The organism is Duganella sp. FT27W, assembly GCF_009295655.1.
GTDB lineage: Bacteria > Pseudomonadota > Gammaproteobacteria > Burkholderiales > Burkholderiaceae_D > Rugamonas > Rugamonas zoogloeoides.
The window spans coordinates 618006-635052 of the sequence record NZ_WHIV01000003.1 but is presented as its reverse complement, the minus strand read 5'-3'; the positions used below and the strand labels follow the sequence as shown (position 1 = coordinate 635052).

13 protein-coding genes are annotated in these 17047 nt (G+C 66.2%); 4 read left to right on the top strand and 9 right to left on the bottom strand.

Features of this window, described 5'->3' with window-relative positions; genetic code table 11:
• Positions 1-17: 17 nt before the first annotated feature.
• From F8197_RS14605 to F8197_RS14590, 4 genes are all read left to right on the top strand, one after another.
• Complete coding sequence (locus F8197_RS14605) at positions 18-731, top strand: TIGR00266 family protein (RefSeq protein WP_019922255.1); 714 nt, start codon at positions 18-20, stop codon at positions 729-731.
• Between the two features lie 141 nt (positions 732-872).
• The gene (locus F8197_RS14600; protein ID WP_152882454.1) at positions 873-2048 is read left to right on the top strand and encodes a porin; all 1176 of its coding nucleotides are present in this window, start codon (positions 873-875) and stop codon (positions 2046-2048) included.
• 132 nt (positions 2049-2180) lie between these two features.
• Complete coding sequence (locus tag F8197_RS14595; RefSeq protein ID WP_227012255.1) at positions 2181-3602, top strand: glycoside hydrolase family 105 protein; 1422 nt, start codon at positions 2181-2183, stop codon at positions 3600-3602.
• An 82-nt stretch (positions 3603-3684) separates the two neighbouring features.
• Complete coding sequence (locus F8197_RS14590; protein WP_227012254.1) at positions 3685-5700, top strand: rhamnogalacturonan lyase; 2016 nt, start codon at positions 3685-3687, stop codon at positions 5698-5700.
• A gap of 14 nt (positions 5701-5714) precedes the next feature.
• Here the strand turns inward: F8197_RS14590 and F8197_RS14585 are convergent, their stop codons facing one another.
• The 9 genes from F8197_RS14585 to F8197_RS14545 form a co-directional block, all read right to left on the bottom strand.
• A complete protein-coding gene (locus F8197_RS14585) occupies positions 5715-8219 on the bottom strand; it encodes a TonB-dependent receptor (RefSeq protein WP_152882451.1) in 2505 nt (834 codons plus the stop codon).
• 59 nt (positions 8220-8278) lie between these two features.
• Positions 8279-9253, bottom strand: coding sequence for a FecR domain-containing protein (locus F8197_RS14580; protein ID WP_227012253.1), 975 nt, complete (start codon positions 9251-9253; stop codon positions 8279-8281).
• A complete protein-coding gene (locus F8197_RS14575) occupies positions 9232-9744 on the bottom strand; it encodes a sigma-70 family RNA polymerase sigma factor (protein WP_152882449.1) in 513 nt (170 codons plus the stop codon). The genes F8197_RS14580 and F8197_RS14575 overlap by 22 nt, the downstream gene beginning before the upstream one ends.
• Before the next feature lie 76 nt (positions 9745-9820).
• Entirely contained in the window at positions 9821-10570 is a 750-nt protein-coding gene (locus F8197_RS14570) for a YoaK family protein (protein WP_373996881.1), read from the bottom strand.
• A gap of 59 nt (positions 10571-10629) precedes the next feature.
• Positions 10630-11751 carry a HupE/UreJ family protein gene (locus F8197_RS14565; protein ID WP_152882446.1) on the bottom strand — a complete coding sequence of 374 codons (1122 nt, stop codon included), beginning with the start codon at positions 11749-11751 and terminating at the stop codon, positions 10630-10632.
• Positions 11748-12938: a hypothetical protein gene (locus tag F8197_RS14560; RefSeq protein WP_152882444.1), complete on the bottom strand. Its 1191-nt coding sequence runs from the start codon at positions 12936-12938 to the stop codon at positions 11748-11750. The genes F8197_RS14565 and F8197_RS14560 overlap by 4 nt, the downstream gene beginning before the upstream one ends.
• 67 nt (positions 12939-13005) lie before the next feature.
• Complete coding sequence (locus tag F8197_RS14555; protein WP_227012252.1) at positions 13006-13269, bottom strand: hypothetical protein; 264 nt, start codon at positions 13267-13269, stop codon at positions 13006-13008.
• Positions 13266-14780, bottom strand: a complete 1515-nt coding sequence (locus F8197_RS14550) for a DUF4331 domain-containing protein (RefSeq protein ID WP_056144180.1) — start codon at positions 14778-14780, stop codon at positions 13266-13268. Before F8197_RS14550 ends, F8197_RS14555 begins: the two co-directional genes overlap by 4 nt.
• A gap of 125 nt (positions 14781-14905) precedes the next feature.
• Positions 14906-16939 (bottom strand): TonB-dependent receptor, encoded by a 2034-nt coding sequence (locus F8197_RS14545; RefSeq protein ID WP_227012251.1) that lies wholly within the window; start codon positions 16937-16939, stop codon positions 14906-14908.
• Positions 16940-17047: the final 108 nt, after the last annotated feature.

Sequence of the window (17047 nt, the reverse complement as noted above, 5' to 3'; positions counted from 1 at the left end):
CTCTAAAAACAACTACCATGCCTACCTTTACCGTCACCGGGGACGTCGATCCCTTCCTCCACGTGGCGCTGCGCCGTGGCGAAAAAATCTATTGCGAATCCGACGCGATGGTCATGATGGAAACCAATCTCGACCTCAAGGGTCGCATGACTGGCGGCATCATGGGTTCGATCATGCGGCGCATGGCCAATGGCGAATCATTCTTCCAGCAGCATATCGAAGCCGTGCGCGGCGACGGCGACTGCCTGCTCTCGCCCACGCTGCCCGGCGCCATGCAGGTGGTCGATATCGGCCCCGCCAGTTACACCCTCAACGACGGCGCCTTTGTGGCCGCGTCCGACGGCGTGGAACTCAAAACGCGCACCCAGAGCCTGGGCAACGCCCTGTTCGCGCAGTCGGGCGGCTTTTTCGTGATGGAGGCGACCGGCCGCGGCCAGGTGGTGGTGTCGGGCTTCGGCTCGATGTTCCAGCTCGACGTGGTGCCGGGCAAGGACGTCATCATCGACAACTCGCACGTGGTGTGCTGGGACAGCACGCTGCGCTACGAAATCAGCGTCACCACCGGCAGCACCGGTGGCGGCATCGGCGGCATGATCGGCAATATGATCAACAGCCAGACCAGCGGCGAAGGCATCGTGCTGCGCTTTAGCGGCACCGGCAAAATTCACATCTGCTCGCGTAACCGCACCGGCTTTCTCGAGTGGATGAAGAAGGAGGTCAGCGGCCGCTGAGCCTCATCGCAGTACGCATCGCAATCAGCGCGCGCAGGGCACTAGCCCTTGCGCGCAAGCATTTGGTAACATTGCTCCTTTATTCGAACTTTAATTCGCATTCCGAACTTATTCGGGTGCGGGTTCACCATGAGCATGGCAATGACACCAACTGCACTACTTACTTCCGCTGCTACGGTTGCGGCCCTGGCCTGCGCAACCGAGGCCAGCGCCGCCGAGTCCAACGTCACGTTGTACGGCGCCGTCGATGCCGCGCTGGCCTACACTTCCAATCAGCAGGGCCACGCCAGCCGCTACATGCGCAGCGGTAACAAGGACGGCAGCCGCTTCGGTCTGCGCGGCAGCGAAGACCTCGGTGGCGGCAGGGAGCTGCTCTTCACACTGGAGGCAGGCTTCAACCTCGACGACGGCAGCTCGGCTCAGGCCGGCAGCCTGTTCAATCGCCAGGCCTATGTCGGCATCGCCGACCAGCGCCTCGGCACCGTGATTGCCGGGCGCCAGTACGCGCCGTACTTCACCTTTATGAGCCCGCTCGGGCCGCTGGGCGCGGTCACCGGCGCGGCCGGCGCGGCAGCCGGCGATATCGACGGCCTGAGCATCATCATCCGCAACAGCAATGCCATCGGCTACACGTCGCCCGACTGGTCGGGCGTGCGCCTGGGCCTGATGGCAGCCAGCGGCGAACAGGCCGGACATCAAGGCAGCGGCGGCGCGTTCAGTGCCGCCCTCAAGTACGACGGCGCGGCCTGGCGCGTCGGCCTCGGCTACCAGCTGCTCAAGAACGGTCCGCAGCGTACGGCGTGGGATCCGGCGGCATCGAGCAACTTCGCCAGGTCGCCTGTCAATGCCGGCTACCTGTCGGCTGGCGGTGTGCGCTACCTGGCCGCCGGCGCCCGCCGCCAGCTTGGCGCCGTCAGCGTGGGCGGCACCTTGACCAACGTCCAGTACCGGCCCGACGGCGGCTCGCGCTTTCGCGAGGCGGCCATCTTCAACACAGCCGGCCTGGTGGCCACGTGGCAGACGGCCAGCCCGTGGTTGCTGGGCGTGGCCGCCAACTACACCCGCACCCATGCGGCCAACGGCATCGCCAACGCCGCCAGCTATCGCCAACTGGCGCTGCAACAGGCGTACTGGCTGTCGCCGCGCACCGCGGTATATGTGCTGGAGTCGTTTCAGCGCGCGCGCGGCGCCACCCTGGCGGCCGACGGCGTCACCGTTGTGGATGCGGTGGCGGTGGTGGGCGATTCGCAGGCCGGCACGCCGTCGTCGAATGGTCGCCAAAACGTCATCATGATCGGACTTCGACACGCGTTTTGATCAATTGCCGTATGTAACAATCATCAGCTTGACGCATTTGCCTGATTACTCGCGGTTACACTCCCATTTGCGACCGGACCCTCATGGTGATCCGGCCGGTCCAAAACAACTCAAATGAAGGAGACGTACTTGATGAATTCCTCGAAGCTGCGCCGCTGCCTGACAGGCGCACTCGTTGCCGGCTTGTTCCCGGTGGTGTTCAACGCGGTGGCGCAAGACGCCCCGGCCGCGCAGGAAAAGGGGCCGGCCCCGGCCGACGCCATGCTGCACGCGCTGACGGTCGAGTATCCGACGCCGTACCGTGCCATGAGCGCGGAAGAAGTCAAGACGGTCCTCGACCGCGTGTACACCTACCTCGAACGCACCACGCCGGCAGAGCTGATCCACAAGTCCGACGGCACGCCGATCGCCAATCTGACCACGGCCGATCCCGACGCCGTGTTCAAACCGGGCGACTTCCGCCTGACCAGCTACGAGTGGGGCGTAACGTACCTGGGAATGCTGGCCGCCGGCGCCGCCACCGGCGACGCGCGTTACACCGACTACACCATCAAGCGCCACCAACTCCTCTCCGACCTGACCAGGCTGTACAACCCGGTGGTGCAGGCCGACCTGAAAAATTCGCACGCGCCGCACAAGAGCTTCCTGAACCCGCATGCACTCGATGACGCGGGCGCGCTGTGCCACAGCTTCCTCAAGGCCAAGCTGGGTGGCTCCAAGGTCGATTACACCCAGATGATCGGCATCTGCGGCAACTTCGTCACCAAGAAGGAGTACCGCCTGCCGGACGGCACCTTCGCCCGTGGCGGCCCCGATGGCAATGGCGGCTTCAAGGCCCGTCCGCTGAAAAACACCGTGTGGCTCGACGACATGTTCATGGGCGTGCCGACGATTGCCTACCTGGGCGCCGTCAACGGCGATAGCAAGCAGTTCGACGACGCCGCCAAGCAGGTGCTGCAATTCTCCAAGCGCATGTTCAACCCGCAGCTGGGCATCTACATGCATGGCTACGTGGAAGGCCAGGCCGACCATCCGGAAATGCACTGGGCCCGCGCCAACGGCTGGGCCGTGATGTCGATGGTGGAGGTGCTGGAAGTGCTGCCGAAAAATCACAAGCAGCGCGACGCCATCCTCAAGCAGCTGCGCGCCCACATCAAGGGCCTGTCCACTTACCAGACCCGCGACGGCTTCTGGCACCAGCTGATCGACCGCCCTGACACCTACCAGGAAACCTCCGCCACGGCCATCTACACCTACGCCATCGCCCGCGCCGTCAATCGCGGCTACGTCGAAGCGCAGGCCTACGGCCCGATGGCCAACCTGGCCTGGAACGCCACCGCCTCGAAGGTGCTGGCCAACGGCCAGATCGAAGGCATCTGCGTGGGTACCGGCATGGCGTTCGATCCGGCGTTCTACTCGTATCGCCCGACCAGCGTGAAAGCGGCCCACGGCTACGGCCCGGCGCTGCTGGCCGGCGCCGAGATCATCGAGATGAACAAGAAGTTCAAGTTCGGCCTCAATGACAGCGGCTTGATGTTCCAGGGTCCGCGTTAAACCACACTGACAGGTCAATGCGCGCGGCCCGCGCCGGCAATGCTGGCGCGGGCCGCAGCTTTTCGGGATAAGGATAAAAACGATGAAAACAGTATTCACATTGCGCCGCAGCGTGGCGCTGGTAGCCGCAACCCTGGCGCTGGGCGCCGCGGTGCATGGTCCGGTATCTGCCCTGACGCCGTTCACCCCCAACATTGCACCGCGCTGGGTGGAAGCGCTGGACCGTGGCGTGGTGGCCGTGCCTGCGGTCGAGCAAGGCAACCTGGTGAGCTGGCGCCTGCTGGCCAGCGACGCCCCGAGCACCACCTTCGACGTCTATCGCGACGGCCAGAAGGTCAACGACAAGCCGCTGGCCGGCGCCACCAACCTGGTGGACAAGGCTGGCACCAAGGCATCGCGCTACACGGTGCGCACGCTGGCCGGCGGCAAGGAAGTCGCCGCCAGCGCGCCGGTGGGCGTATGGGCCGACGGCTTCCTCGGCATCGCCATCGACCAGCCGGCGGGCGGTGTCACCCCTACCGGCCAGGCATACACTTACAGTGCGCAGGAAGCCAGCGTGGCGGACCTCGATGGCGATGGCCGCTACGAAATCATCCTGAAATGGGACCCGACCAACGCCAAGGACAATGCCTTCGACGGCTACACGGGACCGGTGATCCTGGACGCCTACACGCTCGAGGGCAAGCGCCTGTGGCGCATCGACCTTGGTAAAAACATCCGCGCCGGCGCCCATTACACCCAGTTCCAGGTGTACGACTATGACGGCGACGGCCGCGCCGAACTGGCCGTGCGCACCAGCGATGGCACCATCGACGGCACCGGCAAGGTGCTGGGCGATCCGAACGCCGACTGGCGCGAGCAGGGCGGCGAAGTACCGTCGCGCGACCGCACCGGCGGCGTGGTCAAGGCCGACGGCACCATGGTCGCGCCGCTGCAGGGCCGCATCCTGAAAGGCCCGGAATTCCTCACCATCTTCGATGGCCTGACCGGCAAGGCACTGGCCAGCGCGCCATACTGGCCGGCCCGCGAGGGAAGCAACCCCGGCACCGATGCGCCGACCGCCGAGCAAATGAAGGAAACCTGGGGTGACGGCTATGCCAACCGGTCCGACCGCTTCCTGGCCGGCACCGCCTACCTCGACGGCCAGCGCCCCAGCATCGTGATGGCGCGCGGCTACTACGCGCGCACCACGGTGGCGGCCTGGGACTGGCGCGACGGCAAGCTCACCCAGCGCTGGACCTTCGACAGCGCCACTCCCGGCAACGAAGCCTTCGGTGGCCAGGGCAACCACCAGTTCAGCGTGGCCGATGTCGATGACGATGGCCGCGACGAGATCCTGTACGGCGCCATGGCGCTCGACGACAACGGCAAGGGCCTGTGGAGTTCGCGCCTGGGCCATGGCGATGCGATGGCCGTGAGCGACCTCGATCCCACCCGTCCGGGCCTGGAAAAGTTCGGCGCCCACGAGGACGTGCGCGGCAACGGCGGTATCGGCTCGGCCATGCTCGACGCCAAAACCGGCCAGATCCTGTGGAGCACCCCGGCCGAGAAAGACACCGGCCGCGCCGTGGCTGCCGACATTGACCCGCGCTTCCCCGGTGCGGAGGCCTGGGCCACCAACAGCACCACGCTGTACACGGCGCAGGGCAAGCCGATCGAGGGCGTCAAGCGTCCCGGCGAAGCGAGCTTCGTGGTCTGGTGGGATGGCGACGACCTGCGCGAACTGTTCGACAAGAACCGCATCAACAAGTGGGACTGGAAGGCAGGCAAATCGCACACGCTGCTGCAGGCGGACGGCGTGGTCGCGTCGAACGGCACCAAGAACGTGCCGGTGGTGTCGGCCGACCTGCTGGGCGACTGGCGCGAGGAAGTGATCTGGCATACGCCAGACGAGAAATTCCTGCGCGTGTACACCACGCCGCACCCGACCGAACGCCGCCTGGTGACGCTGATGCACGACCCGCAGTACCGCGTGGCCGTCGCCTGGCAAAACACCGCTTACAACCAGCCGCCGTACCCGAGTTTCTTCATCGGCGAAAGCATGGCAACGCCGCGGGCGCCAAACGTGGTGGTGCGCAAGGCCGGCCCGGTGCGCTGAACGTGCGAGGAGGGCTACCAGCGGTGCTGGTAGCTCAGGTTGAGCACCGCGCCGGGCGCGGGCAGGCGGCTGGTGTTGTTACTGTTGCGCATCAACTGGCTGTAGGCCGGCAGGTAGTAGCGGTCCAGCAGGTTCTCGATGCCCAGTGACACGGTGTGGCGACGATCGAACTGGTAGCGCGTGACCAGGTCCAGCGTGGTGTAGCTGGACACTTCGCGCCGGCCAAAGCCGGTTTGGCCATTGAGCCGATAGTCGCGCGCGCCGAAGTGGGTCACTTGCAGGCGGCTGCTCCACCGCGCGGCCGGCTTGTATTGCACGTAGCCGGTCACCTTGACGGGTGGGATGCGATAGCCGGACATGGCCTGGTCGCCGATGGCGCCTTGCGGCGTTTCTCGCCCGCGCATGGCGGTGACGGTGGCGCCACCGCCCCACGGCGTTGCAGCAGGTACGTAGTCCACGCTTGCCTCGACGCCGCGGATCTTTTCCGCCGTGCGGGTGAGGATGAGTCCATTGTTAAAACTCTGTACGTCGCCGAGCTTCGAGGTGGTGTGGAACACGGCGGCGGTGGCTGCCAGATCTCCGGTGGCGCCGCGCCAACCGAGCTCGTAGTGGTTGGTCTTCACCGGTTTCAAGTCCGACGACGCCAGGTTGAATGCCGGCGTGGCATTGCGCAGCTGGATGCCCATGTCCGGCAGCTGGAAGCCCTGGCTCAGCGACGCGTATACCTCGTGTGCGGGCGCCGGCTTGAACACCGCGCCGGCATTGGTCATCCACGCCGCATACGACAGCGCGCCGCCGCGCACCGGGCGCGGGCTGGCGGCGCGTAACTGGGACAGCGGCACGAAGTCGTCGAACTTCGCCCGTGCCTGCTCCCGCCGCACGCCGCCCTCGAACGACCACTGGGGATTCAATTTGTATTGCAGCTGGCCGAAGGCGCCCACGCTGCGCGTGGTCAGCGGCGGCATGTACATCAGGGTGCCGGTGCGCTGAAACACGCTGCCGCCGCTGGTGTCGTATGCAACCGGGTCGAACACGTCGTCCGGCATGTCGCTGCGTTCGCGGTTCACGTCCACGCCCCACAGCAGTTTGAGGCCGGTTGCGAGCGGCGTGTCGATGGTGGCGCGGCCGCCGGCCACGCGCGAGTTCTGCATCACCTGGTCCACGTTGTTGCCGCGGGTGGCGACGGCGCGCGCATCGAACGGCGTGAAGCGGGTGTAGTAATCGCGGTAATAGAGCTGGGTGGAGACGGCGCTGCCCAGCAGGTCGCGGTGCTGGTAGCTGAGGCTCGCCAGGCTGTTGCGTAGCTGGTTCTGGCGCGCCAGTTGCAGGCCCGTTCGCGGCAAGGCCACCGCCGTACCGGCCGGCAGGCGCGCCACCGCCGGATCGGAGCCGTAATCGCTGTCCTGGTCGGCCACATAGCGGCTGGCGGCCAGTTGCAGGCGCTGGTTGCGGTCGATGCGCAGGCCGATCTTGGCGCCGAAGGTGTAGTTGTCGCTGTCGAACAGGTCGCCCTGGCTCGGCTCGGGCGCGATGCGGCGCCCCTTGCCGTCGTACGACGCGCCAATATGCTGCAGCCCGGCGTTGACGGCGTAATCGATGTCGCCGCCGGTGCCGGACAAGTAATGCGTGACCTCGGCGCCCAGGCCGTCGCGGCCCGGGCGCGACAGCGACGAGCGCACCGAAGCGCTGGTCTCGGCAAATGGTGCGCCGCCAGCCGGGCGGGTGGTGATGGCAATGATGCCGCCGCTGGCGCCGGCGCCATACAGCGCGCTGCTGCCGCGCAGCACCTCCACTTTATCGATGCTGGCCAGGTTGATCGACGCCATATTGCGCGACGAATCGCGGTTGGTGTTGAGCGGGATGCCATCGACCAGCACCAGCGCCGTACGGCCGCGCAGGGTCTGGCCGTAGTCGGTGATGGTGCGGCTGGAATCGGCCATACCGGGCACCACTTTGGCCAGCACCGTGGCCAGGCTATCCGATGCCTGCCGCAGCTCGTCGAGTTCCTCGCGGCCGATTTCCGTGCTCTGGCGGGTAGGGCGGATCAGGGTACTGTTGGTGCGCTGGGCCGTCACTTCGACGGTTGCCATTACCGGCACGGGCACCTCGCCGCGCGGCGGGGCTTCCGGCGCAGCAGACGGTGCGGCCCCGCCGCCTCTCGCCACGGTTGCCACCTTGAGTGTATAGGCGCCGCCGGCCAGCCGTTCGGCCTGCAGGCCGGTACCGCGCAGCAGTTGCGCAAAGCCGTCATCGACCGAGGCGGCGCCTGTCAAACCCGCGCTGGTTTTGCTTGCCACCAGTGCGCCGTCGAACGACAGGGCCACGCCGGCGCGCGCCGCAAAGCGCGACAGCGCCGGCCCTAGGGCGCCGGCGGGTATGCCGTCGGGTTGGTTCGATGTGGCGACGGCGACAGGTGCGGATTGGGCTTGCGCTGTCGCCACCTGGCTCAAGCCAGCGAGCGCGATGAGCGGTACCAGTGCCAGGGTGGCCGGGTGATGCGGTTGCTGCCGAACTTTCATTGCTGTCCCTTATCAGTTTGTGTGGTTAACTGATATGCCGTACGAGACGCAAAAACAGCTCATTTTTTTGCCTGAACTTCGCTTGGCAGCACCCGTACCCAGTAGCGGGTAAGGTGCTGTATCCGTACCGGCAAGGTTTGCGCCAGCAGCGTCAGCGTAAAGTCGGTGTCGTCCACCGGGAACGCGCCCGATACCGCCAGGTGCGCCAGCGCCGGATCGCACTGGAGCGTGCCGCTGCGGTAGCGCCCCAGTTCGCGCAGGAAGTCTGGCAAGGGCTGGCGGTCGGCGACCAGCATGCCGTTTTGCCAGGCGGCGGCGTTGGCATCGAGCGCCACTGGCGCGGCGATGCTGCGCGTGGTGAAACCGGTCTGCATGCCGGCCCGGATTGCTGATGATGCTGCGGTTGCGCGTAGCCGGATGTCCACTGTGCCCTGCTGCACCGCCAGCCGGCATTCGTCGCCCAGTTGGCGCACCATGAAGCGCGTGCCGAACGTATCCAGGGCTCGCAAGACGCCTTGCGCCACCTCCACCAGGAACGGCTGCGCCGTGGCGACCAGGATATCCCCCCGGCGCAGCTGCACGCAGCGCTCGCCGGCCATGGAGGCGACGACGATCTCGGTATCAGTGTTGAGATGCAGGCGGGTGCCGTCAGCCAGCACCAGCTGGCGGCGTTCACCGACGGTGGTGCGCTCGATACCGGCCGGTTGCCACGGTCCCGCGCGCCACGCCAGCCAGCCGGCGGGCGCGGCCACCAGAAGTGCGGCCACGACCTTGACGGTGCGGCGGCGGTCGGGTCGCGCGGACAGCTTGGTCAGCGCCGCCGCACCGCCCGGCGGCAGGGCCTGGAATTTCCCCAGCAGCGCGGTGGCGCGTTGCCACGCCAGCGCATGCTCGTCGCTGCGCTGGCGCCACTGCGCCAGTTGCGCGCGCCGCTCGGGCGACAGCGGACCGTCGTGCAGTTCCATCAGCCAGGTCGCCGCTTCGGTCAGGATCTCGGGGGCGATGGCGTCTTTCACCCGGTGGCTGCCAGGCAAGCGGCAAACGCCTGCACCATGTGGCGCTTGACGGTGCTGAGCGAGATGTTCAAGCGTTCTGCAATCTCCCCGTACGACAGGCCGTCGAGCTGCGCCAGCAGGAACACCTGCCGCGCGCGGGCCGGCAGGCGGTCGAGCATGGCGTCGATGTCGGCCAGGGTTTGCAGCACAGCCAGGCGCTCCTCGGGCGATGGTTGCGCCGGCTCGGGCATGGCGGCCAGCGCTTCCAGGTAGGCCAGTTCCAGCTTCTTGCGCCGCAGGTGGTCGTTGAGCAATCCCTTGGCGATGGTGGTCAAATAAGCGCGCGGTTCGCGCAGCAGGGGCGGTTGGCCGGCGCCGACCAGGCGCACGAACGTGTCCTGGGCCAGGTCGTCGCCCAGGTTGCGGCAGCGCAGTTGCCGGCCCAGCCACCCGGACAGCCAGCCGTGATGCTCGCTGTACAAGGCGCCGAGCCACTGCTGCTGGTTGTTCTGGGGGAGTTCGATGTCCATGTCAGCGACCGCGCCGGCCACATTATTTAAATGAGAATTATTCTCACTATAGCCGAAACTGCGCGGTGCATGCAAGCTAGCGCCGGCTGCGCTGGCGCAGGTAGTCGAGTAGGTCGTCGGCGATCGGGATGATGGACAGCGCCATCAAGGTCACCGCCAGCGGCACCGTGGCCGAGTAGCCGAGGTGCTTGAAACCGAGCGCGCCGGTCACGCCGCCGACAAAAAAGCACAGCGCCAGCATGGCCAGCAGGCGCAGGCGGGCGCGGTCTGGAGCGTTCGCGTCGGGGCACAGCAGCTTGCCCAGTTCGATGCCGATATCGGTGATCACGCCGGTGATATGGGTGGTGCGGATTTCGGCGTTGGACAGCTTGGTGATCACGGCATTTTGCAGGCCCATGATAAAGCTGAGCAGCATCACCGTGGCCGACACATAAAAACCATTGAAGCCGCTGATCTGGCTGCCCAACAAGCCAAAGCACAGCAGCAGGCCAGCTTCCACCAGCAGCGGCAGCGCGTACTCGCTGTGCAGATTGCGCTGGCGCGAATGACGCACCATCAAGGTCGATAAGGTGGCGCCCAGCAGGAACGACACCAGCGCACTGAAACCCACCAGCACCAGGCTGTACATGCCCAGCGCCAGCTGGTCGGCCATGGCCGAAACGATGCCGGTCATGTGCGACGTGTAGTGCTGCACCGCCAGGAAGCCCCCCGCATTGACCGCACCGGCGATAAAGGCCAGCATGCAGCCCAGTTGCCGGTTGGCCGGCTGGGTGCGGGTGCGGCCGGTCAGCCGCCGCGAGTAGTTGAGTGAGTAGTTGATGGGCACGGGCACAGCCTCCAAAGGACCATGACCGAGTATAGATCAACTGGTCACACCAAGGGGCCTCACGCGCCGAACAGTTGTACATCGAACGCCCGCTCGATAAACCACGCCAACGCCAGCAACGCGATCAGCGCCGAGCCGCCGGTAAGCAGCCAGCGGTAGAACCGCGTATTGCGCAGCACATACGCCAGCGGCAGGAACACCGCCACGATGCACAGCTGGCCCAGTTCCACGCCCACGTTGAAACCCAGCAGGCTGGTGATCAGCGCGCCCTGCGGCAAGCCCAGGTCTCCGAGTACGCTGGCAAAGCCGAAACCGTGCAGCAGCCCGAACGCGAACGCCGCCACCGGCCGCCGGGTGCGGAACAGCGGATAGATATTGTTCACCGCCGCCAGCACCACCGACGCGGCAATCGCCGACTCCACTAGCCGCGAGGGCAGGGAAATCAGCGACAGGCTGGCCAGCGTCAGCGTGAGCGAGTGCGCCAGCGTGAACGCGGTGACCACTTTCAGCACGTCGATAAAGGCGCCGCGCAGGTTGTTCGCCGGTGGCGCGAGCAGCACGGCCGGCAGCAGCAGCGACAGCAGGAACAGGATGTGGTCGTAGCCGATCCAGATATGCCACACGCCTTCCTTGATATACGTGGCGAACTGGCGCCAGCGATCGGGCGCGGCCACCGCCAGCGTCTGGCGCGCGTGCTGCGGATCGAAGATGGCGGTCGAGGTTTCGCCATCGTGGGTCAGGCGCAACAGCCCCTTGTGTTGCGGATCGACGTCGGCAAACAGGCGGTAGTCGAGGTCCAGCGAGTCGATGGCGGCCGGGCAGGTGGCGGTGAAGCGCAGCACGCTGTAGGCGCCGTCGGTATGGTTGTCGATCAGCTGTTCGTTGGCCTTGAGCGCGCACGGCCCCTGGCTGGTCGATAGCGCCAGCCGTTCGATGGCGTAGGCGGCAATCGCCGCATGGCGCGCGCGGATTTCGTCCCAGGTCAGTTTGCCGTCGCCGTCCTGGTCCAGGCCGATGGCGAAATCGAGGTCGCGCAGCGCGATGTCCCACTGGCCGCTCACCTGCGCACCGTGCACGTCGAGCGCCAGGTAGCTGTCGCTGGGCTTGTGGGCCAGCGCCGGCAGCGCCACGCCGCACAGGGAGAGCAGGCAGCACAGCCGCACCAGCCAGTGGGCCATCATGCGGACTCCCCGAGCTGGCGCATCAGCTTTGCGGCGGCTGCATCTTCGGTCTTGTGCTTGGCAATCCAGTCGATCACCGGTTGCGCGGCCTCGCGGTCGCGCGCTTGCAGGGCCGCTTCAAGATAGATGCGCATGTCGGCAGGCTCTTTCTGGATCGTCCAGTTCTTGCGCGCCAAGGTCAGAGCCTTGGCGGTGTCGCGCCGCAGCAGCTCGAAGCGGGCCTGTTCGCGCTGATGCACTGTGTCGCCGCGCAGCATGGCGGCGTCGAAACGCGCGGCCAGTTCCGCCACGTCGGCGGCCAAGGCCGCGGTCTTGCCTTGCTGCTGCAGCGCCAGCGCGCGGCGCAGCAGCAGGGCGTCGATGCGGGTCTGGTCGGCCAGCAGCGCTTCCACGCGCGACGGGCGTTTTTGATCGAGCAGGAAGTCGCTATAGGCGCCGAGCAAATAGCTGTCGTGCGGGTCGAGCGCCAGTGCGCGCTGGAAGCGGGTTTCGGCCAGCGTCACGGCCTCGCGCCGCTGCGCCATTTCGGCCAACAGGGTCAGCACCCATACCTGCAACTCGGGCGCGGTCGTGCCACTGCGCTCGAGCGTCAGTGCCAGCAGCTGCTCGCTTTGCAGCGCGCGGCCGGTGATGCCGCCCACCTGGGCCACGCAGGTGACGGTAATGAGTTCATTGGCCAGCGACGACAGCCGCGCGCAACTGCTGGTGGCGTTGGCGTAGTCGCCCTGCACGGTTTGCACCGTGGCCAGCGTGAGCCAGGCCTGGGCATTTTGCGGTTCGGCCGCCAGCACGCCTTGCAGGTCGGCCAGCGCGGCGGGAAATTGATGGGTGCTTTGCAGCAGCGTGGCGCGCAGCAGGCGCACTGGCGGAGGCGGCGCGGCCTGTTTCCACCACGGCGCCAGCGCGGCCTGGGCGTAGCCAAGGTAGCGTGGATCGGTCTCGCTGCGACCCAGCGCGATGTAGCGGCGCGCCAGCGTGGTGGCCAGCGCCACGTCGTTGGGCTGGGCGTTCAACTGCGCGCGTAGGCGGCGCAGCTCCTGCTGCACCGGATCGCCCCGGCGCGGCAGGGTTTCAATCACTTGTGCGCCGCTGGTCGGCAAATAAGGCGCGGCCTGGGTCCACAGCGGCGCACACAAGGCGGCGCCCAGTAGCGCCAGCAGGGAAAACAAATTCGGTAGTCTGGTCATCGATGGATCCTGCATAGGCAAACGGCGCCGGTCCTGGAGGACCGGCGCCGGAGTTACGTCCGACTGCTTATTTGACCGCGACTGGTTCCGTGTCTTCCGGTGCGGTCGCCACCATGGTGTCGGTGGCTACCGGCTCGGTAGTGGTCTCGGCGCCGTCGCCGATCAGCGCCAGGACCGCCGCATAAAACGCGTCCACCATGCTCACCGGCGGCGTGGTGCCACCGCCGCCGGTGCCGCCGCCGTTGTTGCTGATCGCATGGTCATCGCTGCTGCCGCAGCCGGCCAGTGCCAGCAGCGCTGTAGCGCCTATTACTGCCATCAGTTTTTTCATGGTGCGCTCCTGGCAGCGGTCGTGGTAGCCGCAGTCTGTGGCGAACCGGCGATCGGGGTTTTCAGGTACGGGAAGCTGGCGTTGAAGAAGCTGTCGTCCAGGTATGCGCCGTCAGTAAAGCGCAGGGCGCCGGCCGGGGCATCGGCTGGCGCGCATCCGAGGTTGAGCGTGCACAGTTTGCCCATTACCACGCGCAGCGCGATATCGACCACGTCGTCGCCGGGACGGCGGCCGTTCGGGAAGCCGGCATTGTCGCCGCCGATCACGCCGAGGCGGTTTTGCGCACCCATCGCCACGGCAGGCGTGGACGTGTTCAGGCGCAGCATCTCGGAGGCGGTAACGGTCGCCGGCTGGTTCAGGCCCTTGACGCCGGTGAGGAACGCGGCCACCAGGTCGTTACGCGGGAAGTTGGTCGGCGCCTTGGCACCGGCGCTGCCGTACAGGATTTCGATCAGCGCAGGCAGGGTAGGGTTGGTGACGTAGTCGGCGAACTTGGTGTCGCCCGACGGCTTGCTGGCGTTGAAGGTGTCCTTGTCTTTCAAACCGATGACCACTTCGTTGACTAGCGGCGCACCCAGGCGCGACACCTGGGTCCAGGCGCCGCCTTCTTTCGATGGCGTGGAGCTGTTTGGCGTCGGGTTCAGTACGCGCGCCTGGCGCACGCTGGCCGTGGTCCAGCCGCCGATCACTGGGTCGGTGCTGTTGGCGGCGGTGAGGCAGCTGCTGGCCACTTCCATTTCGATCGAGGTCACGTTCTTTTGCGCCAGGTCGTCCTTGGCGGCGCGTTCGGCGTTGGCGGCAAATTCAACGGCCGGGGCCTTGATGTTGACCAGGTCGAAAGTCTCGCCCAGGTTGACCACGAACGGGTCCTTGCGCTGGCCGACGAACACGCGCGCGGGCGTGGCGCAGCCGGGGATGTTGACGCTATAGACGTGGGCGGCGGCATACGCGGCGTAGTCGGGGATCGACTTGTTACCGATATTGTCGAGCGGCTTGTCGAACGTGGTGGCGCCGGCGGCGTTGGACACTGCGGCCTTGGTGCCGGTGCGGCGGTCGCCGCGCACCACGTTGATGGTGTAGGTTTCGCGCACATTGGCGCCGGGGGCGTTGGCGCCGGCGATGGCGCCGCCGTTGACGACGAGCGGGATCGACATCGACTTGCCGCCGATGGTCAGCTTGGTGTCCTTGTTGGTATTGGTGAAGCGGAACTGGAAGGTGAGGTCTTCCTTGGCGTCGCCGTTGTTATCGATATGGATTTCGTACAGCGCGTTGGGATCCATGGCGAAGTAGTTCGGGCCGCCGTAGGCATCTTGCAGCGGCACGTAGTCGGCGATCAGGGTGACGAAGCCGGCGCGGCCCGTCTCGTAGCTGCGGAACATGTAAAAGTCGGTGCCATCGACTTTCGGACTTTGGGTGACGAACGGTGCTTCGCGGTGGCTCGACGCCAGCGCTGCCGGCGCCAGCGCGCCAGCCAGGGTGCCCAGTACTGCCATGCCGAGCGCATGTTTCATAAACGTTTGCATTGTATATCCCCTTTTGATTGTAACTTCCGTACCTGCACGACTGCGGTTGCTGCCCACTCCTATACGGCGCACGATAGACGCCGGATTCAGATTTGATAATTTTTTTTACATTGTTAAAAACGGTGATTCAGTGTCAGCCGCGCGGTGCGCTGCTCGACCGGGTGAAAGTGGATGTCGTTCACGCCTTCAGCCGGCTCGCCCGGCAGGCGCGAGGCGTAGTAGTAATCGATGTCGCTGGCCTTGCGGTTGAGCAGATTGAAACCGTCGAGCGTCAAGCGGGTGCGCGGCGTGAGCTGGTAGCCGATGCGGCCATACACCAGCGTGGTGGACTTCGAGCGCACGCTGTTGTCTTCGATCAGCGGACGCTGGCCGAAGTAGCGCACTTCCAGTGCGCCCTGCCAGCGGTCCAGGTCCTTGACGGTGACGCCAAACGAGGCCACCTTGCTCAGCGACTCGGGCACGTAGTTGCCGGCCGGGTCGTCCTGGCGATAGCGCGCCCGCGAGGCGGACAAATCGAGGTCGAACAGCAGCCACGGCGCAGCGATGTAGTGGCTGGTCCATTCCACGCCTCGGCGGCGGCTAGGACGGCTCGCTTCGGTCTGGCCGCTGTCGCCGGCGAAGACCAGTTCCGAGTCGATATCGAGAGTCCACAGCGAAAGCGAGGTTTGCAGCCCGGGCAGCCACTCGCTGCGCACGCCCAGCTCCGCGCCGCGCGTGGCTACCAGCGGCATGGCGGGATCGACGGCCTGCACCACGCCGCGCGCGTCGTTGCTGTGGAAACCGCTGCCGTAGTTGATGAAGTACTCGGTGCCGGCCCACGGACCCAGGATGATCGACAGCTTGGGCGACGTGCGGTGCGCAGTCACCTTGTCGCTGTTGACGTCGAAACGGTAGGCATCGTGGCGCACGCCGAGCACCGTGCGCAGCGTGGGCTGCCAGTAGGCGGTGTTCTCGAAATAGAAGCCGGCGCTGCCTTCCTTGACGCGGTCTTCGCGCACGGTGGCAAGGCGCTCGCGCGCCCTGGTGGCGTACAGGCCCAGGGGCGAGACATGGTCGTAGCGGGTTTGCACGCCGACCTTGTTGCGCACATCGACGCCGCCCCAGTTTGCGAGCCACGCGGTACTGGCGTTCACGCCCGTCATGGTGCGCCGCTCGCTTTGCTGGAACTGGTCGCCGTTGACCGGGTCGTTCAAGAAGTAGGTGAAATTGCTGAACAGGTCCAGGCGCGAGCGCACGATGTACGCGGCCGCCTCGGTCACGCTGTCGTCGGTCTTGATGTGCATATTCCAGGACAGGCTGGCGCGGTCGGTCTTGCCGCCGTCGCTGGGATCGATCACGCCATAGCGGCCGATCAGGCCTTGCTGCACGGCGCGCTGCGGCACCTGGTCGGTAGCGTTCCAGCGATTCCGATAAGCCATGGCGGTGACGTTGTAGCCGCGCGCGGCGTCGCCGCTACTGTAGCGCAGCAGGGCGCTGGCCTTGCGCACGTTTTCCGGGGTGTCCCACGGGCCGTCGTTGCGGCCGGCATCGACGCCGTACAGCAGCTTGCCGCTGCCGGCGTTGAAGGAGTCGGCCAGCACCGCGCGCTGGTAGCCATAGCTGCCAAGGGTGACGCTGGCGATGCCCTGCGGCAGGGTATCGACCAGGCTCAGGCGGGCGGCGCCTGCCGAGGAGAAGTCGCCTTCGTCGGCAAAATAGGGGCCCTTGCGGTAGTCGATGCGCTGTACCAGTTCGGGGATGATGAAATTGAGGTCGGAATAGCCCTGGCCGTGGGCGTTGCTGCGCAGGTTGACCGGCATGGCATCGACATAGGTGGCAAAGTCGGTGCCGTGGTCGAGGTTGAAACCGCGCAGGAAGTACTGGTTGGCCTTGCCGTCGCCGCTATGCTGGGTGACGATCATGCCGGGCACGAATTCGAGCAATTCGCCGGTGCGCAGGGCGGGGCGGTTGGCGATCAGGCTGGCCGTGACCGTGCCTTCGCTGGCCGCGTCCGACGTGCCCACGGCGTTGTCATAGTTACCGAGCACCGTCACGCGCGGCGGCGCGGCATCGTCTTCCCCGATGGCCGCAGTCGCCGCATTGCTGGCATCCGCACCGGGCGCCATCACCATGGCCATCATTCCACCCATTACCAAGTCGAATCGCATCCTGTCCCCTGAAGTCGCTGGTTTTATTTGCGTTATGCAAACGATTCTACGTAATGGGCATGAAAGCGGATTCATCTTTCGTACAGTGCGCGGGCGCAGTGTGGTATT

Bases quoted from the DNA above. Each gene is read 5' to 3' on its own strand.
- F8197_RS14605 (WP_019922255.1), top strand. From the start codon at position 18: ATGCCTACCTTTACCGTCACCGGGGACGTCGATCCCTTCCTCCACGTG.
- F8197_RS14600 (WP_152882454.1), top strand. From the start codon at position 873: ATGACACCAACTGCACTACTTACTTCCGCTGCTACGGTTGCGGCCCTG.
- F8197_RS14595 (WP_227012255.1), top strand. From the start codon at position 2,181: ATGAATTCCTCGAAGCTGCGCCGCTGCCTGACAGGCGCACTCGTTGCC.
- F8197_RS14590 (WP_227012254.1), top strand. From the start codon at position 3,685: ATGAAAACAGTATTCACATTGCGCCGCAGCGTGGCGCTGGTAGCCGCA.
- F8197_RS14585 (WP_152882451.1), bottom strand. From the start codon at position 8,219: ATGAAAGTTCGGCAGCAACCGCATCACCCGGCCACCCTGGCACTGGTA.
- F8197_RS14575 (WP_152882449.1), bottom strand. From the start codon at position 9,744: ATGGACATCGAACTCCCCCAGAACAACCAGCAGCAGTGGCTCGGCGCC.
- F8197_RS14565 (WP_152882446.1), bottom strand. From the start codon at position 11,751: ATGATGGCCCACTGGCTGGTGCGGCTGTGCTGCCTGCTCTCCCTGTGC.
- F8197_RS14560 (WP_152882444.1), bottom strand. From the start codon at position 12,938: ATGACCAGACTACCGAATTTGTTTTCCCTGCTGGCGCTACTGGGCGCC.
- F8197_RS14555 (WP_227012252.1), bottom strand. From the start codon at position 13,269: ATGAAAAAACTGATGGCAGTAATAGGCGCTACAGCGCTGCTGGCACTG.
- F8197_RS14550 (WP_056144180.1), bottom strand. From the start codon at position 14,780: ATGAAACATGCGCTCGGCATGGCAGTACTGGGCACCCTGGCTGGCGCG.
- F8197_RS14545 (WP_227012251.1), bottom strand. From the start codon at position 16,939: ATGCGATTCGACTTGGTAATGGGTGGAATGATGGCCATGGTGATGGCG.